Genomic DNA, 26,744 nt, shown 5'->3' with positions numbered 1-26,744 from the left:
GAACAAGCTCAATTATGCTAACATATTTTTTCCGTTATATCTAAACATTTCATCTCATAAATGGGATTTTTTTTATTACAAAATACACTTTTATTTTTTGAAAACGGTATCAAAGAACTATTTTTGAAATAGACCTTACATACTAAATGATCCAGAATAAATATCAAAAGAGCGTGCACAAGCACGCTCCCTATCAACTAAAAATGAAATTTATAAATCTTTAAATTTCTACAAAATAATATTATCATTTTTTCTAAAATTGCAAATGAGAATATCTCCACTGATTATCTAGTGCATTCCATACATCGTTCGTCTCAGCACCTACATACCAATAGGCAAATCCCGCCACATTGCGTTTGCTCGCCATTGCATACTTCGTACTCAAGGAGCGGCTTTCTTCTGCCCACACTTGATGTCTTATTCCTCGATCCATGAAGTCAGCGATATACTGTGATGTTCGGTCATCCCATTTGACCTTGCGGGAACGAAGCAGCTCACCTTGCTCGTTCAATGTCATTTCACGGGAAGTAACACCTTTTTCTTTGATCGCCCAATCTCTCGTATAGAAGGGAAGTGCTACGATGACTTTGTTAGCCGGCACCGACTCTACAAGTTTATCCAGCGCGCGCTGCACCCATGGCAGCGATGACACGGATCCCGCATTCGGCGCACCGTCCCAGTGCTCATCGTAACTCATCAGCACCATATAATCCGCAGACTTGCCAAGTGCTGCATAGTCAAACGCCTCCGTCCAATCTGTCCCCAAGTCAGGAGACACATCAATAGATAGGACTGCCTTCTGTTGATGCAGCTTAGCCGCCAGTTCCGACACGAACACCGTTAAGGCCTGTCTATCATCTGGTCTCACATTTTCAAAATCAAGATTTAAACCATCTAACCCATATGTCTTCACAAAGCCCGACAGCTTCGCAATGACCGCATTCTTCTTCGTTGGATCCGTAAGCACCTGATGCGTCAAATCCGCATTGAAGCGATTGCCTACAAGCGCCCACACCTGCTTACCATGCTGCTTCGCCCACGATAGGAGCGCCTTGTCGGTTTGATCCGAAACCGTCTGCTTCGCATCAAGGAAATACCATCTTGGCGATAATGTATTAACGGTTGAGCCCGAAACCTTCTCTATATACTGCTGCGTCGAAAGCTCATGCATCCATCCCATCTCGATGCGCTTCGGCGGGGTCTTCGTCAGAGCCTTCGACCAATCAGGACGTTGAAGCGCCCGATTCAATACGACGGCCGTCTCCTGCCGGGTCAGCGGAGCATTTGGCCGGAACCCTTTATCGTCACCAGTCATAAGGTCCAGCTTTTGCATAATGCTTACATACGGTACTGCCCATTTCGCGATATCGAATGAATCTGGATAAGATAATACGCCAGAGCCGGATTTCGTAGATTGCTTGAACGCCCGCACAATCATTGCAGCCGCTTCCTGGCGAGTTACAGGCTGTTGCGGCTGGAAGCTTCTCTCCCCTGTTCCCTGTACCAAATGCAGCAATGACCCTGCTTGAACCGCACCATAATACCAAGCGCTGCGCGGCACGTCATCATAAGCAGGAATGTCGCTTGTCACAGGGTGCAAATTAAACATCCGATTGATCATGCTGATTAACTCCGCCCGGGTCACAGATTTCTCCGGTTCATAGCGTCGATTACCAGACCCGGTCACAATGCCTTTCTTATATAAGGTGACAATATCCTGCTGTCCGTATATGCCTGCAATATCATCGAATGGCAAACCTGAACTTGCACTCTTCGATTCTCCCCATGCCAAACTTCCGGTTATAAACATCGCGGCTACAGCCGTTAACAATACAATTTTGCGTCGAAAGGTCACTTCGATATCCTCACTTTACTAGAGATGATAGATTGCGCTATCTTCCATCCTAGCAAAAAAGAGAACATTGATAGATAATTAAATAATGGAAATCATCATACATTTTTGTATGATAATAGGAACATATGAGTAATTACCTTTATTACATTCGGTTAACATTGCGTGTCTCCATTTTTTTCAGAGCTGTCTTATAGACGATATAGATCATTTCACTCACATTGACTAAACCTAATCCCCGCTCCTCTTTAATCGAGTACGTATTCGAACCCATGTCGCAATTCAAACGAACTCCGTCAAAATAGATTCGCTCTACTGGCGTATGGCCATGAACAATAGGCTTATTGTCGGTCAACCTCTGAAGAATAGACTTCGGAATGCTGTAAAAATCCGACTCTGACATCCAAAGTATACCTCTATTCTGTTGATATAACGGTTCATGAGGATTTAATCCGGCGTGCGTATAAACAAATTCATCATCTTCGTAGAGTAATGGCAGACCGCAGGCCCATTCTATGTATTTATGCATCTCCGACTCATCAGCAAATGCCCTCGAAAAATCCTTAAGAGTATCGATCCCTCCATGTCTGAGCCATAGCTTGTCCCCATATTGATAATAATCCCTCATCATCTCCTCATGATTGCCGATCAAAGCAATCACATTGTTAGGATATGTATCTACCAATTGCTTGATCTTCCTGAGGACTTTGCCGCTTTCTTTTCCACGATTGATATAGTCCCCGCCGAACACAAGCTGATCCTTAGTTAAATCGATCTCCGCGTACTTTAGCAATTGTTCGAGTCCATTAAACTCACCATGTATATCACTCATGAAATACTTCAATAAACTGAACCTCCTCTGATTAGGTCCCGCATATGCAAAAAGACCGGACAAAGGAACGCGCAGTAAATCAATCCTTTTCCAGTCTCTTATCTATTCAAATACTATTTTATAGGGATATTCATTTATACCAATTCACAGGATCTATTGCGAGTAATGACGCTGTCTCATTGCCTCATAGAGCAGCACTGTAGTAGCCATGGCTACATTCAGCGATTCCGCCTGCCCACGCATCGGAATAATAATCGTATCATCTACGAGCGATTGCACGTTCTGAGAGACACCTTGCCCCTCATTGCCGACGACAAGCCATGTCGCTGGGCGATAGTCATAGCTATAGCAGGAATGCGTTGCCTGCAAGCTCGTGCTGGCTAGGCGAACCCCGCGTGCTTGTGCAGCAGGAAGCAGCTCAGCTAAATCCCCCTCTACAACCGGTAAGTGGAATAGCGAACCCATCGTCGAACGAATCGTCTTCGCATTGTAGAGATCAACGGTTCCTTTGCCAATGACGACACCATCTGCGCCAACTGCATCTGCGGTACGGATAATCGTCCCTAGGTTGCCAGGATCCTGTACGCCATCCACAACAACAACGAGCGAGTTCGGTGATGCCAGCAAGCTGTCTACCGATGCAGCAGGCTTATGGACAATAGCGAAGACAGGCTGCGGGGTCTCGGTATCACTGCATTTGCGTATGATCGCATCCGTCACTGCAATCCACTCCGTGTCCGGAGCCCGACCAGAGGATGATATTCCCCCCTCTTCTTGCAAGTGGAATGGCTCCAACTCCTGCGGTATTCCGCTGTTCATGTCATACGCCACGACATCCACCTGCATATCAGAGCGCAGAGCCTCCAGTACGAGATGGATGCCTTCCACGATGAACAAGCCTTCACGGTTGCGGTGCTTTCGTTCTTTTAGCTGTACCCAGCTCTTTACTTTATTATTCTGTATCGATGTAATGCTCAATGGTTCTCTCATGATTCCGAAAATGCCAGCTCCATCGTATTCAAATGTTCGTTCTGCCCAATAATGACAAGCACGTCTCCTTCTTTAATGCGATCTTCTGCATATGGAGAAATGTTAGTCTTGCCGTTGTTCTTGATTGCCATAACGTTGCATCCATACCTCGCGCGGATATCAAGTTCCTTCAAGTTCTTGCCGATCATAAGGGGCGTCGCACGAATCTCTACAATACTGTGGTCATCAGACAACTCGATGTAATCCAAAATATTCGGCGAAATCAGGTTGTGCGCAACGCGCATCCCCATATCACGTTCAGGGAATACGACCTTGTCAGCACCGATTTTGCTTAATACCTTGCCGTGCAGTTCATTCTGCGCCTTGGCAACGATCGTCGGCACACCTAGATCCTTCAGGATGAGCGTAGTCAGGATGCTTGCCTGTATATCTTGCCCGATGGCAACAACGACTACGTCAAAGTTGCGTACACCAAGCGCTTTCAGCGCTTCTTCATCCGTACATTCTGCGGATACCGCATGCGTAACCATATTCGCTACATCCTGAATTTTCTGCTCGCTCGAATCAATCGCAAGCACTTCAAATCCCATTTTGCTTAAGCTGTTCGCTATACTTGTGCCAAATCGGCCCATACCGATAATGGCAAATTGTTTTTTGGCAGCCATAGGTTCACCTTCCCCATTTTCCGACAACATTCTATACCCTTCATTATAGCATGCCCATCTCCGTAGGTGAAACGCGAATCCCTTCCTTGAATGACAGTCCTCATCTCAGGGAATGTTATAGCATGAAGCAAGCACACGCGAAGGAAGGAGGACTGCCTGTGGCCGTCACATTGAATTTGCGTCAAGCCATTGTGCAAAAGGTAAAAAACAAGCCCGATGAAGATATCGTAGATATGATTGAGGGCTCCATCGATTACGATGAACGCGCATTGCCTGGATTGGGTGTGCTGTTCGAAATGATCTGGAAGGCGAGCAGCAGCGAGGCTCGTCAGCAGCTTATCGATACGCTTCAGAGCAAACTGCAAGACGAACAAGCTGGCAAATAATCATCAGATCTACATTGCCCGCATCCACGAAATGCAATTATGCATATCCACATTACAATGACGCAGAACCCATTACCCTTGAATAGAGGGATAACGGTTCTGCGTCTTTTTTTACATATCGCTTTACATTGACGCTGCGTCAAACTATACAATGAAAGCATAACAAGCAAGGAGCCGATGCCCCATGAAAATTCAAGAAGCTGCAGAGCAGCTTGGGATGACAACGAGAGCAATACGCTTCTATGAGCAGAAAGGTCTACTGCCTCCGCTCGCCAAAGAACAGAATGGCTATCGCGTATTCAATGAAACGGATATAAGCCGGCTGCGGACAATAGGCGCACTGCGGGAGATGAATTTGTCAGTCGAGCAAATTCGCTGCTGTATTGATGATGCAGCTCAAGGGAATATGGCGTCTGTCCATCCCTTTTTATTAGAAAAGCGGCAAGAGCTAGCCCTGCAATATACCGAGCTGAAGCGGCTCCTCGGCCAAATTGACAAGCTGCTTAACGGCTATGATTCCGATCAAGCCAATCAGGGAGAGATGATGATGAACGATTTACATGCCATAGGCGAACAATCACGACACTACCAGAAGCTGCGCAGTGATTGGAGCGACCGCTGGAATTTTGACAAGCAGGCAGGACAATATGATCACGCTGTAGCGAACGGTACGGGGCCATTGGATGTCCATGCCGATTATGAGGCCATTCTTGACAGGGTATGTCTTGAGGCGATTCAAGAGACAAAGACCAGAGAAAGAGGACTTGAAATTGGGATTGGTACGGGCAATCTGGCTGGCCGCTGCTTGCGCCTGGGGGCAGATATGACCGGCATTGATCAATCAAACGCGATGCTCGAGCGATGTCGGGAGAAATGGCCGAATATTCGGCTGCTGCAAGGCAACATGCTGGCTTTGCCAATAGCGGATGAACAATTTGACTTCATAATATCGACCTATGCGCTTCACCATGTAACCGATGATCAGAAAGAGATCGCCCTTGCCGAGATGATCCGGTTACTTCATCCTGATGGACGCATTGTAATCGCAGACCTAATGTTCCGGGATGAGGCGCATCGCGCTACCTTTATTGACGAGCTGACAGCTGCAGGGGACGTGCAGGGAATTGAAGCACTCCACGACGAATATTTCGCCGATCGTTCCAGATTGATTTCATGGTTAGAGCAGCAAGGCTTCGAGGTAAAGGCGGAACAGTTGAATCATTTAATGCACATGCTGACGATTTCCAAAGAGAGGGTGTAAGAGCCGTGACAATCGAATCTGCGCAGGATAGTACCGCCCAACCCCAAGATCGCAAAGTGACACTTGTACCTCAATCGGATGAAACCAAGCAAGCGAACACGAAAATGAAACCGGATCATGACACCGTCTACGCCCAGCAGGCTGCCGATTATGACCGTATGATCCAGTACGAAGATATCGAGCAGGAATGGCGGCACTCTGTACAGCAGGTGCTCAATAAGCGGCATTATGAGCGGATTATCGAAATTGGTGCGGGAACCGGAAGATTTACTCGAGTTGTATTAGCTGACATGCCCAACAGAGATTGGCAATCTGGTTCCTATGTAGCCTGTGACGCATCTGAAGCGATGCTAGAGCAGCTAAAGCACAATATATGGCTTGATGTATCCTTGGGACGAATAAGCGCCCCTACAGCCGCTAAGCTGTCCACACATGAAGCACTGCACCACAAGCTTCCGCTTGCTGATCATTCTGCTGATCTCATTCTAGCAGGCTGGACAATCTGTTATGGTGCCTGTGAAGGGAATACAAGTGAAGAACAGAGCAGTTTACTAGATCGCATCATGCACGAGCTGAGACGCATATTGCGTCCCGGTGGATGTATCGCGATTTGGGAGACACTTGGAACGGGGGTAGCCGCTCCCGAAGTTCCTCCTGGATTGCGGACGTACATTCGAGACTTAGAAGAACGTTACGGGTTCGAGCGCACGGAATTAAGCACGCATTTCCGCTTCCCTTCAATGGAGGAGGCCAAGCAGATTACAAGCTGGTTTTTCGATTCCGCCGCCTGCGAGTTCCTCACGCTAGAAACAGATGGCAGTGTCGTACTGCCATCCTATACAGGCCTGTGGGTCTGGGATAATGACAAAGCCCGCCAATAATCTGGCGGGCTTCTTGTTGTCTATTTTCCTTAAGGAGCTGTCTCCATAAACTTCAAATCCGGCATTTTGTCCATAGCTGTACGCATCGCATACTCGTTCTCAAACAATGCGACAAAATTGCCGTTCTTGTCCTTCACGAGCTGTGAATTGATACGGAACTTCGTTGGATCAATATCCTTCGGATTGCCTGTTACCCATCTTGCGAACTGGTACGTTAGACGCTGCATCATCACATCAACGCCGTACTCCGCCTTCATCCGATATTCGAATACCTCGAATTGGAGCTGACCTACTACGCCCAATATCGTCTCATCAAATACGCCTGCGGAATGGAATACTTGAATTGTACCTTCCTCAGTCAACTGATCGACGCCTTTTTGATACTGCTTATGCTTCAATGCATTCTTAACCGTCACCCGGGCGAAAATCTCAGGAGAGAAGGTTGGCAGCTCATCGAACACCACTTCTCCGCCTTGACTCAAGCTGTCTCCAATCCGGAAAATGCCTGGGTCGAACAGACCGATAATATCGCCTGGGAAGGCCTCCTGCACGATATCCCGATCCTGGGCAAGGAATTGCTGCGGCTGCGCAAGCTTAATCTCCTTGCCTGCCCGTACATGCTTAACGGACATCCCGCGCTCGAATTTGCCGGAGCAAATGCGCAAGAAGGCAATGCGATCCCGATGGGCAGGGTTCATATTTGCTTGAATTTTGAAAATATAGCCCGTAAACTTCTCGTTCGTTGGCTCAATCGGCCCTTCCGTCGATTGGCGCTGAGCTGGCTTCGGAGCAAGCTGAAGAAAGTTATCCAAGAATGTCTGCACGCCGAAATTGTTGACCGCACTTCCGAAGAAGACGGGTGTCAATTCGCCGCGCTTTACCTTCTCATAATCAAACTCGTCTCCCGCTACGTCTAACAATTCCAACTCTTCACACAATTGATCATGCAAATAGTCCCCTGCAATTTGGCGAATGGCCGGATCGTTGTAATCCTCAACCTTCTTCACACTAATCTTCGTGTTATCATCCTGGAACAGCTCGACTTGGTTCTTCATGCGATCATATACGCCGCATAGACCGCGTCCCATACCAATCGGCCAGTTCATAGGCACAGAACGAATTCCGAGCACCTGCTCGATCTCTTCCATCAGCTCAAACGGACTGCGACCTTCACGGTCGAGCTTGTTGATGAACGTAAAGATCGGAATACCACGCTTCGCACATACTTGGAACAGCTTAATGGTCTGTGCCTCGACACCCTTCGCAACGTCGATCAACATGACAGCAGCATCCGCAGCTGTCAATGTGCGATACGTATCTTCACTGAAGTCTTGGTGACCTGGTGTATCCAAGATATTAACCCGATGCCCATTATAATCAAATTGCATTACCGATGACGTAACCGAGATACCACGCTGCTTCTCGATTTCCATCCAGTCACTCGTTGCATGCTTGCTCGCTTTACGAGCCTTGACCGTACCTGCGAGACGGATGGCGCCACCGAACAGGAGCAGCTTTTCTGTCAATGTCGTCTTACCGGCGTCTGGGTGAGAAATAATCGCAAAGGTACGACGCTTCTCTACCTCTTGCGCTAATTGTTCGGATAATTTACTCATATCGTTAGCCCTCTCATCACAAAATCACGTAAGTCCTATTGTAACACAAAATAAGTAAACCTATAAATGGGTAACGAGAACAACCTTCAAAGAATATGAAATATCTCTAATCCCTCGTTACTGCATCCCTGCTATCCTAACAGCTATCCCCTATATTAGGAACTCATTCACTTTACAACTAAAAAACCGCCCATCCTCTCATCGAGAGAATGGACGATTCGATTATATCATAATACGTATTATTAACTACTTATGATTGCTCAAGCAGAGCGCGGACAACCAGTGTTACCGTACCCGCTCCATCCGCAGCGGACCCTTCAACTAATGTCCAGTTCAAGGCCAATGAGGAGCGAATTACTTCGACATCAGCTGCACTCAGCTTCAATCCTGAAATACGACCCATTTCCTTGGTATAATGCTCTCCCTCTTGCACATCGAAGCGCTCTTGCAGCCATATCGACAGACCATTATTCGTGTTAAATGTCATCCGATATCCCTCTGCAATTGCTTGAGCAAGCGGCTCATCATGTTCGTTCGCATAGGATACGAAGTCGTCATACGTATACCACTCTTCATTAATCGTAATGAGTTCGCTAACATCTCCTGTGCGTGCTGCATGCAACAGCTGCTCTTCGGTAATGCCCTTACGACGAGCGCGTTCTATCATAATCGCGGTACTTTGCGATACCCGAGTCTCTGTAGACAACTATTCCACTCTCCTCACAATTGTGCATTGGCATAGATTAACAAATATCTAGCATTATATCATACTAGCTATAGGAAACCCATCATCTCTCGTAATTGCTATACGAGCTAATATAATTGCACCACTTACACTTGACCATCATTCAAATGGCAAGCCGCATAATGCCCAGGCGAGATTTCCCGCCACTTCGGCTCCTCCTGACGGCAGCGTTCCGTGGCAAATGGACAACGCGATGCGAACTTGCACCCTTGCATATCTGCGAGCGGACTTGGCAAATCTCCCTGAAGCATCGAGATCGCTGAACCAGCCTGCTTCGGATCCGGTACAGGGATTGCGGAGAGCAGCGCCTGCGTATAGGGGTGTGCAGGATGGTTGTACAAATCATCGCTAGGAGCGACCTCGACCAGCTTGCCCAAGTACATCACGCCGATCCGATCCGATATATGTCTTACCATGGATAGGTCATGCGCGATGAACAGATAAGTCAACCCATACTCTTCCTGCAAGTCCTCCAGCATATTCACCACTTGGGCTTGTACGGATACGTCAAGTGCCGAGATTGGCTCATCGCACAAGATGAACTCAGGCCGTACCGACAGTGCGCGCGCAATACTGATCCGTTGACGCTGACCGCCGCTGAACTCATGCGGATAACGCTCCGCATGCTCTGGCTTCAGTCCTACCTTCTCCAGCAAAGACAATACCATATTACGCTGATCCTTCCGGTTCACGACGCCATGGATCGCCATCGGTTCACTAATGAGTTGAGTCACGTTCATGCCAGGATTCAACGAAGAATAGGGATCCTGGAATATCGTCTGCATTCGCTTGCGGAACGGCTTCAGCTGCTTCTCGTTCATTGTCGCGATGTTTTGACCGTCGAACAGAACTTCTCCATCCGTTACATCATATAGTCTTACAATCGAACGTCCTGTCGTTGACTTCCCACAGCCTGATTCTCCGACAAGTCCGAACGTCTCCCCTTTATGAATATGGAAACTGACATCATCTACTGCTTTCAATACTTTCTGTGGACGGCCGAGCAGTGATTTGGAGGCTGGGAAGTACTTTTTTAGTCCACGCACGTCCAGCAAAATTTCTTTTTGGTTACTCATTTGACAGCCCCCTCTCCAATCGTTCCAGACGCTGCTCTTCTTCTTCATGCACAAGCCAGCATAGCGAACGATGACCTGGATCGGTCGTAACGACCGGAGGCATTTGTCTGCACTTGTCCATCGCAGAAGGGCAGCGCTCCATAAATGGGCAGCCTTCCGGCGGATGTAGCAGGTTCGGCGGCGTTCCCTCAATCGTAGCGAGACGCTCGCGTGTCCCTGTCGATACTTTCGGAATCGAGCGAAGCAATCCCTTCGTGTATGGGTGACGAGGACGCTCGAAGATATCCTCAACCGTACCCTCTTCCATAATCAACCCGCCATACATGACGATAACCCTCGTACACACTTGCGCTACAACGCCCAAGTCATGCGTAATGAGTAGAATGGCGGTCCGCGTCGTATCCCGGAGCTCCTTCATCAATCCCAGAATCTGAGCCTGAATCGTGACGTCGAGCGCAGTGGTCGGCTCATCTGCAATAAGCAGCTCGGGCTGGCAGGAGAGCGCCATTGCGATCATGGCCCGCTGACGCATCCCACCGCTGAATTCATGCGGGTACTGATCGATGCGCTGCTCGGGCGAAGGAATACCAACCTGACGCAGCAGTTCGATTGCCCGCTTTCGTGCTTCCGTCTTCGACAGCTTCTGATGACGCTGCAATACCTCTACGATCTGTGCGCCTACCTTAACTACCGGATTTAGCGACGTCATCGGATCTTGGAAAATCATTGCAATCCGATTACCCCGAATGCGCCGCAATTCCTTTTCTGACATATCTAATAGGTTATCTCCGTGGAACAGCACTTGACCGCTCTTAATCTGTCCCGGATGTTGTATTAATCCAATGAGAGACTTCGCTGTCACGCTCTTGCCGCTGCCTGATTCACCGACGATGCCGATGACTTCGCCTTCATGAACATCGAAGCTGACGCCCCGGACAGACTGCACTTCTCCGTCGCGTGTGTGGAACGAAGTTCTCAGTTGTTGAACGGATAGCAGTTCATTCATAAGTCTCACTCCGTTGTATAGTATCGTTAGCCCTGCATCTGTATCGTTAGACGATCCAACTATCTGCTCTCTACAGTGCACACACTGCATCCTAGAACCTAACCCAGCTTATAATGGACTAACGTTGATTCGCTTTTGGTTCAAAGGCAACACGCAGCACATCGCCTAGGAAGTTGAACGACAGCACTGTAACCAAGATAAGCAATCCAGGGAACAAAGCCATATAAGGCGCCTCCCCGATATATCCTTGTGCGCTGTTCAACATACTTCCCCATGACGCGTTCGGCGGCTGTACCCCGAGACCAAGGAAGCTTAGTGACGACTCCATCATAATTGCCCCTGCAATATTGATCGTCGCCGTAACAATAATCGTAGGCATAATATTCGGAATGATATGCTTCCAAATGATGCCGAACGTGCTCTGGCCTGATACTCGCGCATACAGGACATATTCCCGCTCCTTGACGGACAATGTCTCCGCACGCACAATTCGGGATATGTTCATCCAGCTAAGCAGGCCGATGATCAGCACGATCGTGGTAATCCCTGGCTTCAAGTAAGCATTCAGAATAAGCATTAAGAAGAAGGATGGTATCGACATTAAAATATCAACGATACGCATCAACGTATTATCAATCCAGCCGCCAAAATAACCACTAATTGTACCTACAGCAGTTCCTACCAGCACTGCGATAAACATCGACAAAAATCCGACACTAAGTGAAATACGTCCGCCATACAATGCCCGTGCGAACACATCGCGCCCTTGGTCATCTGTACCGAACCAATGAGATGCGCTTGGGGACTGAAGTGTCTCCGTCACGACCATCTTGTCGGGATCATGCGGGCTCAAAAATGCCAAGGTGGAAGCGATAATGAGAACCGCGAGTAGAATCAATGCTACAAGAGCCAGCTTCTGTTCTTTCAATTGTGTAGCGATATTTCGCCATATCATTCGGTTCATCTGACTCACCCCGTTGTCTTAATTCGTGGATCTACTACGCCGTACAGCAGGTCAGCAACCAAGTTCCCGACAACCAGCATAACGGAAGAGATCATCGTAATGCCCATGATGACAGGGTAATCCAGCTGAAATACCGAAGTAATCCCGAGTGCCCCCATCCCTGGCCATGAGAATACCGATTCCGTAATGAATGCTCCGGCAATCAGTTCAGGGAAGGACATACCGAGAATTGTAATGACAGGCAGTAGAACATTTTTCAGCACATGACGGCGCAATACCGTGCCGCGAGTGGCTCCATAAGCGTACTGAATTTGAACGTAGTCCTCTTCCAGCTGGCTTATCGTATGCGAACGAATGTAACGCATATAGACCGATACATTCATGAAAGTCAGTACCGTACAAGGCAGAATTCCGTGCTTCAAAATATCAAGTGTGGAATCTACCCCGATTGTCCGCATCCCCATACTTGGGAGCAGGTTTAATTTCAACGCAAAAATATAAATCAGCATAATGCCAAACCAGAAGCTCGGGATCGAGATTCCGATATAAGACAGCAGGCTAAGGCCGCGGTCACTAAGACGATTTTTACGTGACGCAGCGTACATGCTAAGTGGTACCGAAATGAGAAGTGAGATCAACATAGCGGATCCCATAAGGCCAATCGTCGCAGGCAGCCGTTCTAAAATGAGCTCCGTCACCGGCCGATGGCTCATCAGTGAATAACCTAAATCTCCTGAAAATACATTTTTAAGCCAGTTCCAATACTGCACAATAATCGGTTCCGTCAATCCAAGGTCATGACGGATTCGCTCTACATCCTCCGCGTTCATGTTCGGTGTGACGAACGAAAGCACCGGGTCTCCCGGTGCTAGTTTAATGAGCGCGAATGATACGATTGAAATAAACCAGAGCAGTGGAATGGCTTGCAGAACGCGTCGCAAGATGTATTTCTGCAATTCAATTCCCTCCGTGCAGACGCCAGCCCTTGCTGGCGCCTGTATTCTGGATGTTTATGTTCGATATCAAATTATCGTGCTTAGTTCAGATAAAGTTTGGACAAATCTTCGAACATGAAGACCGGCTTCGCAACCGCTTCATCAAGACCGCCATAACGTTTGTCTACCGCGATGATCGCTTTGTCGTTTGCAATCGGATATACAACCGCCTCGCTGGCAATCGTTTGTTGAATTTGCTTGTACAGTTCGCCACGCTTCGTGCTATCCATCTCTACAGCAGCTTGTTCCCACAGTTTATCGAGTTCTGGGTTGTTGTAATGGCCGTAGTTGTACAGTTGATTGCTCAAGTAGAGCGATTTGTACGAATCCGGTTCAGTTCCCATTACATAACCATTGAAGGACAAATCGAATTTCGTGTTGTTCGGATCAAGCGACATATTGGAGAACGTGCCGGATTCAAGCGGCAGCAATTCAACCTCAATACCTACTTCTTTCAGCTTTTGTTGAATGTAGAGTGCTTGGCTTGTTTGAATCTTGCTTGCATTCGAGTACGCAAGCTTCAGCTTCAAGTTGCTTACGCCAGCCTGCTTAAGCAATTCTTTGGCTTTCTCCGCATTGTAGTCATACTTCTCAACATCCGCTGTGTAATACGTTGTATCCGGTGTAAAGATGGACGCCGCTGGGTCTGCAAATTCTGCAGAGCCATAAGCTAGCGGAATCAGTTCTTGCTTGTTAATTGCATAGGAAATCGCTTGACGGACTTCCTTCTTCTTCATCGCATCGATGTTCATATTGAACACCAGATAGTTCAAGCGGCCTTCAGGGTATACAACCATGTTAAGCTTGCCGCTTGTATTCAACTTGTTGTAATCCGCTGGTTCAACCTTGCGCATATTCAATTCACCATTCTGCAATGCCAAGTTCGCTGCATTCGGATCTTTCGCAATGCGGTAGATGACTTGGTCCAGATGACCCTTGCCTGCGAAATAATTATCGAAGCGCTCCAATGTTACATATTCGCCTGGGCGATATTCTTTGAACTTATAAGCGCCAGAACCAATTGGAGCTGCATTCTTCGTGCTCTTCTCAATATCAGTTTCGCCTTCGAAGATATGCTTCGGAATCGGCTTGAACGAAGCAAAGATTCCTTCAAAGGAAGCAGATGGCTGTGGAAGAACCAAATCGACAGTTACGTCATCCACTTTCTTCGCTTGCAGCGGCTTGCCATTGAAGATGTAGGATTCACGATCCGTGCTGTGCTGCTTCTCATCCAAGATGCTGTTGATTGTGAAGACAACATCATCTGCTGTAAGCGGCTTGCCGTCATGCCATGTCAATCCTTTGCGAAGCTTCAGCGTGTAAGTCAAGAAATCCTTCGATGGAGTAATGCTCTCCGCAAGTACGAATTTCTTCTTGCCTCCGTCTTCCACCGTATACAACGGTGCATACAAGGTTTGATTTATCGTCAACGTAACACGGTCATTCGAATACAATGGGTTCAATACACGAGGATCCTCTTGTACTGCAATAATAATATTGCCTCCATCCTTCGGTTGGCCTGTCCCTTCCGCCATAGAAGACGTTGAATCCTTCGCAGGAGTAGAATTGTTACCGCACGCACTCACCACAAGGACGATAAGTGTGAGCAGTCCGATAATCCATAATTTGTTGCGTTTCATGTTGATTCCTCCCGATAGATGGTTAACAAGACTATGGAATCTAGTATAACTATATTTTTTTCAGAAGACAATAGTTTTTCCGAGTTTTTTGATAGGGATTAAAATAATCGTGTATTCACAGTCAGGAGATCGACACATGAAAAGGCGAAGCAGCCATTCGCTAGAACGCTACCTTCAACCTTCAACCAAAAAAGCTGTGCCCCTATAGAGGGCACAGCTGATTATCAATCTATGGGAAACGAATTACTTCGTCCAGACAACTTCACTTTCTTCCTGTCCATTAACAGGCCACCAGTGGAAGCCATCCTCTTGTAGAAGCTTGTCTGCTTGCTCAGGGCCCCAAGAGCCTGCCGGATAAGCGAACAGATCTTCGTTAGATTTCTTCCATGCTTTCGCGATATTATCAACGAATGACCATGCAGTAGCCACCTCGTCCCAACGCGTGAAGTACGTGGAATCGCCGCGAGCAGCATCGAAGATCAGACGCTCATACGCTTCTGGCGTATTGATGCCGACCATGCAGCTTTGGCAGAAGTCCATCGCAAGCGGTTGAATGCCGCCTTCCGCTCCAGGCTTCTTACCATTAAGCTTCACATAGATGCCTTCCATCGGATTTACGCGGATAACGAGCAAGTTCGGCTCCAGCTTATGCTTCTGTCCGAGGTATACATTCGTAGGCATGTTCTTGAATTCAACCACAACTTCTGTCGTCTTCACTGGTAGACGCTTGCCTGTCCGAATGTAGAACGGTACTCCCGCCCAGCGGAAGTTGTCAACGAATACACGTGCTGCAAAATATGTCTCCGTAACAGATGCAGGATTCACCTTATCTTCCTCACGATAGCCAGGAAGCTCCTTGCCATTCATCGAGCCTGCGGAATATTGTCCACGCACGACATTGCGATGAACATCCTCTTGCTCTGGGTATTGGCGCAAGGAACGAAGCACCTTCACTTTCTCATCGCGGATATCTTCCGGATGCAGACGGCTTGGCGGCTCCATTGCAATCATCGTGAGCATTTGCAGCATATGGTTCTGCGCCATATCGCGCAATGCACCTGCATGATCGTAATAGCCTCCACGCTCTTCAACCCCAACTGTCTCAGACAGGGAAATTTGAATATTCGCAATATGCTTGTTGTTCCAGAGCGGCTCGAAGAATGCATTCGCAAATCGAAGAACTTCAATGTTCTGTACCATTTCTTTACCCAAGTAATGGTCGATACGGTACACTTCTTCTTCTTTGAATACTTGACGGATTTCTTCGTTCAGCTTCTCTGCTGACGGTAGATCGTAACCGAACGGCTTCTCGATTACGAGGCGGTGCCAGCCCTTGCTCTCCAGCATTCCGCCATCACGAAGATTGTGCGATACACTGCCGAACAATTCCGGAGCCAGTGCCAAATAGAACAGACGATTTCCTGGAATATCGTACTCGCGTTCGATATGCTCGGACTGCTCACGCAGTTCGCGGAAGCCATCTACATTGTTAATATCTAACGGTTTGTACTCAAAATGCTTAGCAAACCGGTTCCATTCCTCATCATTCTGAACCGGGTAACGGCAAAATTCGTCGATAGACGCACGCACATCCTGACGGAATTCTTCATGCGTACGAGCACGGCGGGCTAGTCCGATAACTGCGAAGCGTTCTCCTAGCTTGCCTTCGCGATACAGACTATATATAGCCGGGAACAATTTGCGGCGAGCTAAGTCGCCAGTAGCACCGAATATATAGAATACGGCGCCTTCTGCCAATTGGGATTCATGATTTTGCATCACAGTCATCTCTCTCCATCATCCTTACACTCGTTTATAGATCTGATATAGTTCCTATTTCGGATGTGATGCCATTTTAGCATACTTACCGTATAGATTCCATTCTTTCCTTGACGTCAAGTATAATTCTCATTGCCTTGTCTAGCTGCAATTCTCAATCCATTCTCATTAATATTCACCGGCAATCAGCGGTGTACCGAAAGATATTCGGGTTTCTCCCTTGTCCCTGTTTTCATGAACAGCAAGCTGCAAATTTGCATTTCCATGCTTCATTTGCACCCCTGAACCCATATAGTCCGTCTGATAAGATACACTGATCGTACGCTCATCCTCATAGCGGTCAAGCGGTTCTGCTTGTCCCCATTCCCGTAGCGATCGCTCAGCCCTCTCGAAGCTGTCCTTCAGCGATTGGCTCGCTACTGTCTGAACGGTAGCCGTCCATTCTGCCCCGTAATGAGATGATAGCTTCTTCATCAGTTGTTCCCCTTCTGCAGCTGACTGAGTCATACCGGTTCTGGCTGATCCTTGAATGGATATCGTATAGTATACGCGCCCATCCTCTTCTTGAAACCACAGAATCGCTGCTTCTATCGAATCCGATATATAAATTCCGCGATACGCCTCCTTGCCTTGTTCTTCCTTGCGTATCAGGTGCGCTGTGATTCCTGCATCCTTCTGCCACTGTTCGAGGTTCTTCTCCTTGCTGCCATCAGCTGCATAATTCCCTTGAATGAGCACCGTAGTCTGGAATTTCCCGGATCCGACCAATTCAGCAAGCACCCACAGCATGTTCACCCGCTTCACAAGATCAAGCTTCTCGACCGATTCCCGACTCCCAGCCAACTGCCATCGATCATTGCTTCCGATGAGTGCGATGGCACCGCATAATGCTAACAACACCAATCCTACTGCCGCAACGGCAGAACGGCGTACTGCATGCATCCTTCCATCACCTTACCTTATCGAAGTGTAGCACCTCTTAGAATTAGGCGGGCTGATTCTAGGTGTATGACCATACCTAGCATTCGTTCATGGAATAGACTACTGACATATACATTCAACCAAGAATGGAGGCTGACCAACCGTGGTTCCCGTTCCGATAGACGAGACATTCATTCGATTGCTGTGTGGCCGCCCGGTCTGTGTTGTGATGCAGAATGGAGATCAATATATAGGACGGCTTACCTCTTGTGAGGGAGGGAAAGTGATATTGAACGGCGATATTGTTACTACCTCGCGCGCTTCTGCTGCATCCGTTGAACCTTCCCCAGTTAAGAAGCGCAGAGGGAAAAAGAAAAACAGATCGCTTCAAGTTGCTGACACTTCAAATCAAGTATATACAAGCGCATTCGATCCATATAGAGCCAGTCCCTTCTTCCCTGGTGGACGCCTCGCTCTTGATTTGGGTCTGGTTTCCTTATTTTTTCTGCTTTTTATCTAGAATTCCTGCATCCTCTTCTCAGTTCATTCGAAAAAAACCCGAACACTCTCCTAGGAAAGCGCTCGGGTTCTCGGCTATTCAGCCAATCCGTTCTTATAAGCGTAAATCGCTGCCTGCGTGCGATCCTCCACACCAAGCTTCGCCAATATATTCGTAACATGGAATTTAACCGTCTTAATCCCAATAAACAGATCATCCGCGATATCCTGATTGGACTTCCCCTGCGCTAATAAACGAAGTACGTCCATCTCACGCTCTGTCAATTGTTCATGCGCCGCAGTTGGCTGTGCTGGCTGGCGGAATCGATTCATCATCTTGGAGGCTACCTGGGACTCAAGCACAGATTGGCCTCTTGCAGCCGCCCGGATGGCTTCAGCAATCTCTGTAGCTCGGGACGTCTTCAGCAAATAACTGAATGCTCCAGCTTCAATGACAGGATACATCTTTTCATCATCCAAATAACTTGTAAGTACGATCACTTTGCAGTCAGGATACAACTGCAGCAGCTTGCGGGTTGTCTCTATACCATCCATACCATCCATCACAAGATCCATAAGCACAACATCAGGCTTATACTCTTGAGCAAGACGTATTCCGTCCATCCCGTTGCTTGCTTCCCCTACGACCTCAATGCCTTCTTCTGTATTCAGTACTGCAGCAAGGCCGATGCGAACCATTTCATGGTCATCTACCAACAATACTTTAATAGGATTGTCCATCATCGATGTTTCCATCTCCATCGTTCAACTCTTCCTCCTTCAGACCAGGCTCTTCTCTCATGACAGGCACTCGAATTTCGATCCGGGTTCCTTTGTCAGGTGCGGTAATGAACTGAATGGAGCCACCCACTTCATTTACCCGCTCTTGCATCGTACGAAGGCCATAGCTTGCTTGCTTCTTATCGTCCCAATCAAATCCTATCCCATTATCACGAAGGAGTAAACGAACGAAATCCCCTCGATTTTGCAGCTTGATCTCCATCCGTGATGCCTTCGAGTGCCGCAGTGTATTCGACAACGCCTCCTGAACAATCCGGAACAGATGATTCTCAACGCCCTTCACTAATCCAATATGATCATCCATCTCGCAATGGATTTCAATTGGAATTTTGGACTGAAGCTCGCGGATCAGCTCCGCCAAGCCTTGAGTCAAGCCTTTTCCCTCCAAATGTACAGGCCGCAAATGAAGCAGCAGCGCTCGCATCTCAGACTGGGCAACGGAAGCCATTTCTTCAATCAGCTCCACCTGCCGCACCGCTCGATCAAAATCAACATCCAGTGTTCTCCGTACAGCGGTAGCTGTCATTGATATTGCAAATAACTGCTGGCTTACCGCATCATGCAACTCCCGCGCCAAGCGTTGCCGCTCTTCAATAATCGCAGATATCCGAGCCTGCTCTGCCAATTGCGCATTATTCGTGGACAAGCGCTGCATCGAAGTCACTTGTTCTTCCCAACGCTTGCTTACTCGCTCCAATTGTTCAGCTAGCTGGCCGATCTCGTCATCGCCGAGATCCGGCATCGGCCGCGATAGATTCCCCTTCTCCAAGAGCAGCATCGATTCGCGCAGCAATTCCACCCGACGCTTCATTCGATAACCTTGGTAGAACGCAAATATCGACGTAATGATTGCAACGACAAACAACACCGATAATGTCGCCTTCACTCCGTCGATCCAAGTCTCAAATGGCTGCACATAACCATATGATTGCATCAAATAAATGATGACAAAGAATAGTATGATAGAAAGGAGAAGCGTCTCGCCCATTAATCGTACTACCATATTCACATGCTTTTTCGGTTCCATACCGGCCTCTGCATCTCCTTTCTCCGCTAACTGTCCTACATGTGCAACCTGACATCAATATCTCCTACGAGGTAAGAAATATGGAGTTTCACCTTTTGCTCCGTAAACTCGTAATTCGGCGATCGCCACGTCCACTTGTTCAAAAATCCGGTTTCTTTGTCGCGTCCCACATCAATTTGTCCAAATATGACCGTAGCTTCGATATATACACCAATGTCATCTGGAATCATAATGTCCATGTCACCTAATACACCTTGAAAGATGAGGGTGGTTTCCGGTTCTTCCAATATCGCTAAGGACAAATCAATATCACTTTCCCCAATGAAATGCCACATGCTCTGGCTATGCAAAATATACGGAACTCGATCCCACTTCAGGCTGGACGTAATATTCTGGCGCTTTTCGACATGATCATGTTTCTGGTCTTTGCGGGCACGCGAATAGAATATCCCTAACGAAATCAAGATGATTCCGACGAATAGCATTAAATGTTCCAAAAGTAACAGTGTTCCGCCGATACCTAGCAAGGTGTACCCTACACGCAATTCTGCAGCACGAACTTTGCGTATGCCCAAATACAGCATTACAAGTGCGACAAACGTTACGAAACTAAGCCACTTGCCAATCAAAATGAGCAACCCGAAGACGATAAGAATATATGCAAGCAAACGGTTGTTTTTATTCATGTCGCACCTCCTGTCACAAATATTCGCGGATAGCACTTACGGCGATGCTAGCGCATCGCCGTAAGCTACCTATGTTAGCATATCACAACCTTGGACATCCCCCAAGGATTTATTGCTCCGTTTGACCCAATTTTTGCTTCAATGCTGCCAATTGCTCGTTAACCTTCATTTCCTTCTCTACATCTACTGGCGGCTGGTAATTGGATGAAGTGCCTGCATATCCGCCGTAAGGGACACGCATGACTTCAGCTTCTGCTTCCAATTGCATAATCTTCTCTTCCATGCGATGGAATCCGCGAGTCGCAGAACCTGACTCGATGGAATGGTTGCTTGTAATGGAAGACATCTGCTTGCGTGCCTTCGCCATTTGTGCACGTGCAGCCAATTCATTGCGTTTGTTGCGCAGCTTGTAGAATTCATCCTTCATCGAGCGCAGCTGATGCATTAACTCTTCCGCATGGCCCTGTGCTTGGGCATGCAAGTCGCTGTATTCAGCAACTTTTTGATCATAGTACAGTTTTTCTTCCAGGAACTTGCGTGCCATTTCCTCTTGGCCTGACTTCAATGCGCGTTCTGCCTGTGCTTCACGGTCAGCTGTAAAGCGAATAGCTTCATCATAACGATGCTTGATTTGGCGCTCACTTGCCATTTGCTTGGCAACTGTTACTTCCGCATCATGGATTTCTTCCTCCATGTCGCGCAGATATTGATTCAGCATTACCACTGGATCTTCTACTTTATCCAACAACTCATGTACAGAAGCCTTAGTCATATCTTTAATACGTTTGAATACACCCATCTTATTTGTCCCCTCTCTCGTACTTCGCTACTTTTTGGCGAAGTTCTTCGATTTCTTTTTTCAACGCTTTTTTCTCAATATCCATCATCATCGAATCGATGGAAGAATCATTAGAAGATGCATAATTCGCATCATAACTGTTGGTTTGCTTCACTCCACCATATGTGGAGGAGCCGTATGGATTCGTAGGCCCTGCTGCTCGTGGTCCGTTGTAATAGTTGGGATCATTGGAGTAGCCGCCTTGGTAACCTTGTTGACCTTGATAGCCGCCTCCGTATGGGCCTGCGCCATAACCGGTAGGTCCAAATGGCTGGTACGGCTCCTTAGGTACTACTAGTGATACTACAAAGTATACGGCGATAAGTGTGAACGCCGAGAAGAATACTCCGATTACAAACAGGACACGCAGCAGAGTGACATCGAATCCAAGCCATTCACCTAAGCCGCCGAGGAGACCGCATACTTTACGATCCCGTGTCGAACGGTACAACTTTCTGTTCATGGCTTACTTCACTCCTTTGCTGAATCTAATTTTTGTTTCAGGCGCTCCATTTCGCGCTTCAAAGCCATATCCCGTTCCGGGTTGATGTTGCCCATCGTTTGGCCGCTCATGCGGCGTACATCTTGAATGCCTTGCGTTTCCCATTCCATCCCGGACACTCGATCCTCGAGTCTGCGGAACATGCTGTCCACTTGCCCCACACCGTATTGTCCGAAGCGCTCGTTCATTTGCTGCTGCAAGCGAACGGTCTGCATTCTAGCGATGTAATATTGGCGCTTGTCATATACAGCTTGATATTCGCTCTTGAGCATATTCAATTGCTCTTCCAGCTCAAGAATCGCATCCTTGCTCTTTTCGTACAATTCTGAATACTGCTGCACCTTATCCTCATGCATCAGCTTCTCTTGCAATGCAATCTTGGCTGCGAATTCCTCACCCGCCTTTAAGGCCAGCATCGCTTGCTGCTCTCTGCGAGAACATAATTCTTGTGCTTGATTCATTTGATTTCTCATTTGATTCGCATGCATGACATATTGTTGATAGAGGCGGTCTGCCTCATTAATATCATGGCGTGTACGCATCAGAAACTGGTCAATCAAGCGAACAGGATCTTCAACCTTATCCAACCGTTCATTCAATGTAGCCATCGTAATGTCGCGAACCCTTTTCAAAATACCACTCATTCAGCCTTACCCTCCTTGAACCGACTATTTGCAATTATTAATAATCACCTTTGTTAAAACGGATGGCTCTTGTTGCGCTTGCCTCCCAACATCGATATCCCGAAACCAATCAATCCTACGGCAACGATGATACCGATGATCCAGGACAACTTGCCAATCAACGATATCGCTCCGATAATGATGAAGATCCATCCGAAGAATGAATTCCCTGCCTTCACTCCATAGTAGCCAAGCGCAATCAGAATGAGAGGGAACAAGTAGCCAAACCAGCTGCCCAGATGAATCCCGAACTTGCTTAGTAATATGATTCCTCCCAGTGCGATCAGTACAAAAGCGAATGTGTTACCTTTGTTCGTTTGCATTCGGTTCGTCACCACCTTTCGTCGTGTCTTGCTTATGTCTTTATTTTAGGTGGAAATGCACTTGCCCAAAACAGGCCGGGGACGGTTTTTGATCCTAGACTCAAGTCGGGGGACCTGACCGACCTTTGATCGAGCCTATACTGGACTGGTCTGAAGTCGAAGTTGAAACAAAGTTCCGCCAATTACGTATATATTTCCATAACTGCCCATTCGCTGCAGGCGTCACTTCCTTCAAGCGATGAGAAAGGAGCGCATCGTCATGCACACGTTATATTGGGGATTGCTGATATTCGGCGTTTTGTACGCCATCGTCTCACTTCTGATTGGAGAGGTCCTCAGCCATGTAGTCGATGGTTTAGTTGGCGACAGTCACCTTGCGGTACTTCAGCCAACCATACTCGTAAGCGGCTTAACCGCACTTGGCGCAGTCGGAGTCCTGCTTAGCCGTTATACAGCTTGGTCTTCTACAACCATTCTCCTCACCGCTCTTGCTGGTGCACTTGTAGTATCCATTGGTGTCTATTTTCTATATGTAAGGCCTATGGAGAATAGTGAGAACTCCATTGGATTCTCCATTACAGAACTTGCAGGTAAGGTTGGGGAGGTCAATGTTCCGATTCCGGCTGCTGGCTATGGAGAGGTCATTGTTCGAATCGGAGCTGGAGTAACGAATCAAATTGCAGCCTCCTTCGACAAAGAAGCCATTCCTTCCGGAACGACCATCGTCGTTGTTGAAGTAAAGGGAGATACGCTGTATGTATCCCCGCTCAACGAGGAAACACTCCGTCCAACCCATTAACATCATTGCTCTTCTGTTACAGGACTTAAATCCTACATTCTCACTTCGATTCGATTTATGGATTCATGTGTATTCAGGCATTGCCTATACAAATATATATAGAGGGAGCTGTATCTTATGGAGTTTAGTGAAGCATTGATCATTCCATTAATCGTTATTGGCGTCATACTCGTACTTGGCCTTGCATTCTGGGCACGCTACAAGACCGTCAGCCCAGACGAAACAATGATCGTCACCGGTTCTTATCTGGGACGCAAGAACGTATCCACCGACGAATCCGGACGCAAAATGAAAATTGTCCGCGGCGGTGGTGCATTCATCCTGCCAATCTTCCAGCAATCACAATTTCTATCCCTACTCTCACACAAGCTTGATGTAACCACACCAGAAGTGTATACCGAACAAGGTGTACCCGTCATGACTGACGCTGTAGCGATCATTAAGGTAGGCGGTACTGTAGAAGATATAGCAACCGCTGCAGAGCAATTCCTTGGTAAGCCCACCGAAGCGCTGAAGAGTGAGGCTCAAGAAGTTCTCGAAGGTCATCTGCGCGCGATCCTTGGTTCCATGACCGTCGAGGAAGTATATCGCAACCGTGATCGATTTGCTCAGGAAGTACAGGGAGTTGCCGCTAAAGATTTAAAAAAGATGGGTCTGCAAATTGTATCCTTTACGATTAAAGACGTGCGAGATAAGCACGGATACTTAGATGCACTCGGCAAACCACGTATCGCAGCCGTTAAACGTGATGCAGACATTGCTGAGGCAGAAGCTGTTCGTGATGCCCGTATCCAAAAGGCCAAAGCGGAAGAAGCAGGAATGAAAGCCGAGTTGCTCAGAGATACGAACATTGCTGAAGCTTCCAAAGAAAAAGAATTAAAGGTTGCTGCTTTCAAAAAAGACCAAGATCTTGCTCGTGCGGAAGCAGACCAAGCATACTTCATTCAAGAAGCACGTTCCAAGCAAAGCGTTGTTGAGGAACAAATGCGTGTCGAAATTGTTCGCAAAGAACGTGAGATTGATCTGGAAGCCAAAGAAATTCTCCGTCGTGAGAAACAGTATGATGCAGAAGTGAAAAAGAAGGCCGATGCGGATCGCTATGCCGTTGTTCAATCTGCCGAAGCTGAGAAGTCACGCAAAGTACTGGAAGCGGATGCTCTGCAGTATCGTATCGAAGCCGAGGCCAAGGCCCTCGCTGAACAGAAACGCTTAGAAGGTCTGGCGATTGCCGATGCTGAACGTGCGCGTGGTACGGCTGAAGCTGAAGTCATCCGCCTGCGTGGTCTAGCCGAAGCAGAAGCGAAGGAGAAGCTTGCTGAAGCGTTCGAGAAGTTTGGCGAAGCTGCTGTACTCGATATCGTCGTTAAGATGATGCCAGAACTCGCTGGCAAAGTCGCAGAGCCACTCAAGTCCATCGACAAGCTCACTGTCGTTGACACAGGCAATGGTGAAGGAGCAGCACGGGTAAGCAACTATGTCACACAACTCATGGCGACTGCTCCACAAATGTTAAAAGACGTATCCGGTCTGGATATTGAGAAAATGATTAAGCGATTTACCAACGGTCCGGAACATAGCAAGCAGATCAAGCCAGCACTCGATCTACCTACGAACGAACCAACTAAACAGCCCGAGTAAACCTTGAAGCACTTAGGTCTTATTCATAAAAACAGCCTTGCAGAGCAAACTCTACTCGTTCGCTTTGCAAGGCTACTCTATTTGTCCACTATCCCAGCCACATCTAACCGTGAAGCATGATCTACATCCATCTGATGCTCGTTCCTCTATTATGGACATCCTATGTTCGACTTAATAGGTTCGACTACTTCGCGTTTTATTTTTCCTGTCCTCATGATTCAATTTGCTGTCAAACTGACTCAAGCAACTATGTAATCGTCTTATCGTATTCTTTCATTTCCGAGAATAACAAAAAAAACCTTCAATCGCTTGAAAGTCATGTTCATAAATATGGTGCCGGTGAGAGGACTCGAACCTCCACGGTTTCCCTCACGATTTTGAGTCGCGCGCGTCTGCCAATTCCGCCACACCGGCTTATGAAATTAATGGCGTGCCCTGAGAGATTCGAACTCCCGACCTTTTGATTCGTAGTCAAATACTCTATCCAGCTGAGCTAAGGGCACAAAAGATGTTTGGAGGCGCCACCCAGATTTGAACTGGGGAATAAAGCTTTTGCAGAGCTTTGCCTTACCACTTGGCTATGGCGCCACATCTGGAGCGGACAACGAGATTCGAACTCGCGACCCTCGCCTTGGCAAGGCGATACTCTACCACTGAGCTATGTCCGCAAATGGCTGGGGATATAGGATTCGAACCTATGCGTGACGGAGTCAAAGTCCGTTGCCTTACCGCTTGGCTAATCCCCAATGTGGTAATGGGGCGATCGAAGGGAATCGAACCCTCGAGTGTCGGAGCCACAATCCGATGCGTTAACCACTTCGCCACGACCGCCATATTACATTAGAAATTATTGGCAGGGGCAGCAGGAATTGAACCCACACCAAAGGTTTTGGAGACCTTTGTTCTACCTTTAAACTATGCCCCTACATGGTGGAGGATGATGGATTCGAACCACCGAACCCGGACGGGAACAGATTTACAGTCTGCTGCGTTTGGCCACTTCGCTAATCCTCCAAGATGGTGCCGGCGAAAGGAGTCGAACCCTCGACCTACTGATTACAAGTCAGCCGCTCTACCAACTGAGCTACACCGGCGAAATTTCTATGGTGGCTTGGGACGGAATCGAACCGCCGACACAAGGATTTTCAGTCCTTTGCTCTACCGACTGAGCTACCAAGCCTCATTGAAATCTTATTAAATTTAAGCCACTCGAAAATAAATGGCGGAGCTGACGGGATTCGAACCCGCGGTCTCCTGCGTGACAGGCAGGCATGTTAGGCCTCTACACCACAGCTCCATATTTGGTTGCGGGGGCAGGACTTGAACCTGCGACCTTCGGG

26 protein-coding genes and 11 tRNA genes are annotated in these 26,744 nt (G+C 47.7%); 6 read left to right on the top strand and 31 right to left on the bottom strand.

All coding sequences use genetic code 11. The annotated features are described in order from the left end of the window. Positions 1-253: 253 nt before the first annotated feature. From RQP50_RS25020 to RQP50_RS25005, 4 genes are all read right to left on the bottom strand, one after another. Positions 254-1,855 (bottom strand): S-layer homology domain-containing protein, encoded by a 1,602-nt coding sequence (locus tag RQP50_RS25020; protein ID WP_315747081.1) that lies wholly within the window; start codon positions 1,853-1,855, stop codon positions 254-256. A 142-nt stretch (positions 1,856-1,997) separates the two neighbouring features. Next, a complete protein-coding gene (locus tag RQP50_RS25015; protein ID WP_315747080.1) occupies positions 1,998-2,696 on the bottom strand; it encodes a metallophosphoesterase family protein in 699 nt (232 codons plus the stop codon). Positions 2,697-2,837: 141 nt separating this feature from the next. Then, the gene (locus RQP50_RS25010) at positions 2,838-3,674 is read right to left on the bottom strand and encodes a TrmH family RNA methyltransferase (RefSeq protein ID WP_315747079.1); all 837 of its coding nucleotides are present in this window, start codon (positions 3,672-3,674) and stop codon (positions 2,838-2,840) included. Continuing rightward, entirely contained in the window at positions 3,671-4,339 is a 669-nt protein-coding gene (locus tag RQP50_RS25005; RefSeq protein WP_021254279.1) for a potassium channel family protein, read from the bottom strand. Before RQP50_RS25005 ends, RQP50_RS25010 begins: the two co-directional genes overlap by 4 nt. A gap of 158 nt (positions 4,340-4,497) precedes the next feature. Here RQP50_RS25005 and sspI point away from each other — a divergent pair, with 158 nt between their 5' ends. The 3 genes from sspI (at position 4,498) to RQP50_RS24990 (ending at position 6,867) form a co-directional block, all read left to right on the top strand. Next, the gene (gene sspI, locus RQP50_RS25000; protein WP_028533687.1) at positions 4,498-4,725 is read left to right on the top strand and encodes a small acid-soluble spore protein SspI; all 228 of its coding nucleotides are present in this window, start codon (positions 4,498-4,500) and stop codon (positions 4,723-4,725) included. 184 nt (positions 4,726-4,909) lie between these two features. Then, positions 4,910-5,986, top strand: a complete 1,077-nt coding sequence (locus RQP50_RS24995) for a MerR family transcriptional regulator (RefSeq protein WP_072730713.1) — start codon at positions 4,910-4,912, stop codon at positions 5,984-5,986. Between the two features lie 5 nt (positions 5,987-5,991). Then, positions 5,992-6,867 (top strand): class I SAM-dependent methyltransferase, encoded by an 876-nt coding sequence (locus RQP50_RS24990; RefSeq protein WP_072730714.1) that lies wholly within the window; start codon positions 5,992-5,994, stop codon positions 6,865-6,867. Positions 6,868-6,896: 29 nt separating this feature from the next. Here the strand turns inward: RQP50_RS24990 and RQP50_RS24985 are convergent, their stop codons facing one another. The 9 genes from RQP50_RS24985 to RQP50_RS24945 all read right to left on the bottom strand — a co-directional run bounded on the left by RQP50_RS24985 (position 6,897) and on the right by RQP50_RS24945 (position 17,630). Beyond that, a complete protein-coding gene (locus RQP50_RS24985) occupies positions 6,897-8,483 on the bottom strand; it encodes a peptide chain release factor 3 (RefSeq protein ID WP_021254283.1) in 1,587 nt (528 codons plus the stop codon). 250 nt (positions 8,484-8,733) lie between these two features. Continuing rightward, complete coding sequence (locus RQP50_RS24980) at positions 8,734-9,189, bottom strand: hypothetical protein (RefSeq protein WP_021254284.1); 456 nt, start codon at positions 9,187-9,189, stop codon at positions 8,734-8,736. Between the two features lie 125 nt (positions 9,190-9,314). Next, on the bottom strand, positions 9,315-10,304 hold the full coding sequence (locus RQP50_RS24975) for an ABC transporter ATP-binding protein (RefSeq protein WP_072730715.1): 990 nt from the start codon (positions 10,302-10,304) through the stop codon (positions 9,315-9,317). Continuing rightward, the gene (locus RQP50_RS24970) at positions 10,297-11,310 is read right to left on the bottom strand and encodes an ABC transporter ATP-binding protein (protein ID WP_036667646.1); all 1,014 of its coding nucleotides are present in this window, start codon (positions 11,308-11,310) and stop codon (positions 10,297-10,299) included. Before RQP50_RS24970 ends, RQP50_RS24975 begins: the two co-directional genes overlap by 8 nt. 118 nt (positions 11,311-11,428) lie before the next feature. Then, positions 11,429-12,274 carry an ABC transporter permease gene (locus RQP50_RS24965; protein WP_021254287.1) on the bottom strand — a complete coding sequence of 282 codons (846 nt, stop codon included), beginning with the start codon at positions 12,272-12,274 and terminating at the stop codon, positions 11,429-11,431. Positions 12,275-12,279: 5 nt separating this feature from the next. Further along, positions 12,280-13,230, bottom strand: coding sequence for an ABC transporter permease (locus RQP50_RS24960; protein WP_138184493.1), 951 nt, complete (start codon positions 13,228-13,230; stop codon positions 12,280-12,282). Between the two features lie 80 nt (positions 13,231-13,310). Next, on the bottom strand, positions 13,311-14,909 hold the full coding sequence (locus RQP50_RS24955; RefSeq protein WP_315747078.1) for an ABC transporter substrate-binding protein: 1,599 nt from the start codon (positions 14,907-14,909) through the stop codon (positions 13,311-13,313). Positions 14,910-15,152: 243 nt separating this feature from the next. Next, a complete protein-coding gene (gene zwf / locus RQP50_RS24950) occupies positions 15,153-16,697 on the bottom strand; it encodes a glucose-6-phosphate dehydrogenase (RefSeq protein ID WP_021254290.1) in 1,545 nt (514 codons plus the stop codon). Between the two features lie 159 nt (positions 16,698-16,856). Continuing rightward, a complete protein-coding gene (locus RQP50_RS24945; RefSeq protein ID WP_072730718.1) occupies positions 16,857-17,630 on the bottom strand; it encodes a YwmB family TATA-box binding protein in 774 nt (257 codons plus the stop codon). Positions 17,631-17,772: 142 nt separating this feature from the next. Between RQP50_RS24945 and RQP50_RS24940 the strand changes: the two genes are divergently transcribed. After that, positions 17,773-18,129, top strand: coding sequence for a hypothetical protein (locus RQP50_RS24940; protein WP_072730719.1), 357 nt, complete (start codon positions 17,773-17,775; stop codon positions 18,127-18,129). A 74-nt stretch (positions 18,130-18,203) separates the two neighbouring features. On the opposite strand, the gene RQP50_RS24935 is transcribed toward RQP50_RS24940, so the two are convergent. The 7 genes from RQP50_RS24935 to RQP50_RS24905 form a co-directional block, all read right to left on the bottom strand. Further along, positions 18,204-18,869, bottom strand: coding sequence for a response regulator (locus tag RQP50_RS24935; RefSeq protein ID WP_021254293.1), 666 nt, complete (start codon positions 18,867-18,869; stop codon positions 18,204-18,206). Beyond that, positions 18,832-19,935: a sensor histidine kinase gene (locus RQP50_RS24930; protein WP_021254294.1), complete on the bottom strand. Its 1,104-nt coding sequence runs from the start codon at positions 19,933-19,935 to the stop codon at positions 18,832-18,834. Before RQP50_RS24930 ends, RQP50_RS24935 begins: the two co-directional genes overlap by 38 nt. 35 nt (positions 19,936-19,970) lie before the next feature. Further along, positions 19,971-20,621 carry a cell wall-active antibiotics response protein LiaF gene (gene liaF, locus RQP50_RS24925; RefSeq protein ID WP_021254295.1) on the bottom strand — a complete coding sequence of 217 codons (651 nt, stop codon included), beginning with the start codon at positions 20,619-20,621 and terminating at the stop codon, positions 19,971-19,973. Positions 20,622-20,730: 109 nt separating this feature from the next. Beyond that, entirely contained in the window at positions 20,731-21,420 is a 690-nt protein-coding gene (locus tag RQP50_RS24920) for a PspA/IM30 family protein (protein ID WP_021254296.1), read from the bottom strand. Between the two features lies 1 nt (position 21,421). Then, the gene (locus RQP50_RS24915) at positions 21,422-21,922 is read right to left on the bottom strand and encodes a PspC domain-containing protein (protein WP_021258624.1); all 501 of its coding nucleotides are present in this window, start codon (positions 21,920-21,922) and stop codon (positions 21,422-21,424) included. 8 nt (positions 21,923-21,930) lie between these two features. Continuing rightward, positions 21,931-22,605, bottom strand: coding sequence for a PspA/IM30 family protein (locus tag RQP50_RS24910; protein WP_021254298.1), 675 nt, complete (start codon positions 22,603-22,605; stop codon positions 21,931-21,933). A 53-nt stretch (positions 22,606-22,658) separates the two neighbouring features. After that, the gene (locus tag RQP50_RS24905) at positions 22,659-22,967 is read right to left on the bottom strand and encodes a LiaF transmembrane domain-containing protein (RefSeq protein ID WP_021254299.1); all 309 of its coding nucleotides are present in this window, start codon (positions 22,965-22,967) and stop codon (positions 22,659-22,661) included. 259 nt (positions 22,968-23,226) lie between these two features. Here RQP50_RS24905 and RQP50_RS24900 point away from each other — a divergent pair, with 259 nt between their 5' ends. Both RQP50_RS24900 and RQP50_RS24895 read left to right on the top strand, forming a co-directional pair. Beyond that, the gene (locus RQP50_RS24900; RefSeq protein ID WP_072730720.1) at positions 23,227-23,766 is read left to right on the top strand and encodes an NfeD family protein; all 540 of its coding nucleotides are present in this window, start codon (positions 23,227-23,229) and stop codon (positions 23,764-23,766) included. Between the two features lie 117 nt (positions 23,767-23,883). Beyond that, positions 23,884-25,404: a flotillin family protein gene (locus RQP50_RS24895; protein WP_021254301.1), complete on the top strand. Its 1,521-nt coding sequence runs from the start codon at positions 23,884-23,886 to the stop codon at positions 25,402-25,404. Between the two features lie 331 nt (positions 25,405-25,735). Here RQP50_RS24895 and RQP50_RS24890 read toward each other — a convergent pair. The 11 genes from RQP50_RS24890 to RQP50_RS24840 all read right to left on the bottom strand — a co-directional run bounded on the left by RQP50_RS24890 (position 25,736) and on the right by RQP50_RS24840 (position 26,701). Then, positions 25,736-25,818: transfer RNA gene (locus RQP50_RS24890), tRNA-Leu, on the bottom strand. A 12-nt stretch (positions 25,819-25,830) separates the two neighbouring features. After that, positions 25,831-25,907, bottom strand: a tRNA-Arg gene (locus RQP50_RS24885). Positions 25,908-25,917: 10 nt separating this feature from the next. Further along, a tRNA-Cys gene (locus tag RQP50_RS24880) sits at positions 25,918-25,992 on the bottom strand. Positions 25,993-25,997: 5 nt separating this feature from the next. After that, a tRNA-Gly gene (locus tag RQP50_RS24875) sits at positions 25,998-26,072 on the bottom strand. A 3-nt stretch (positions 26,073-26,075) separates the two neighbouring features. Next, positions 26,076-26,150: transfer RNA gene (locus RQP50_RS24870), tRNA-Gln, on the bottom strand. Positions 26,151-26,159: 9 nt separating this feature from the next. Further along, positions 26,160-26,235, bottom strand: a tRNA-His gene (locus RQP50_RS24865). 20 nt (positions 26,236-26,255) lie between these two features. After that, positions 26,256-26,329, bottom strand: a tRNA-Trp gene (locus RQP50_RS24860). A gap of 3 nt (positions 26,330-26,332) precedes the next feature. Continuing rightward, positions 26,333-26,418, bottom strand: a tRNA-Tyr gene (locus RQP50_RS24855). Positions 26,419-26,422: 4 nt separating this feature from the next. Continuing rightward, positions 26,423-26,498: transfer RNA gene (locus tag RQP50_RS24850), tRNA-Thr, on the bottom strand. Positions 26,499-26,508: 10 nt separating this feature from the next. Then, positions 26,509-26,584: transfer RNA gene (locus RQP50_RS24845), tRNA-Phe, on the bottom strand. Positions 26,585-26,624: 40 nt separating this feature from the next. After that, positions 26,625-26,701 (bottom strand) — tRNA-Asp (locus RQP50_RS24840). Between the last annotated feature and the right edge of the window lie 43 nt (positions 26,702-26,744).

Origin of the sequence: Paenibacillus suaedae (assembly GCF_032337355.1) — a bacterium.
In the GTDB taxonomy this organism is placed as follows: Bacteria; Bacillota; Bacilli; order Paenibacillales; family Paenibacillaceae; genus Paenibacillus_B; species Paenibacillus_B suaedae.
The sequence above is the reverse complement of the archived record's forward strand: the minus strand, read 5'-3'. Positions and strand labels throughout refer to the sequence as shown.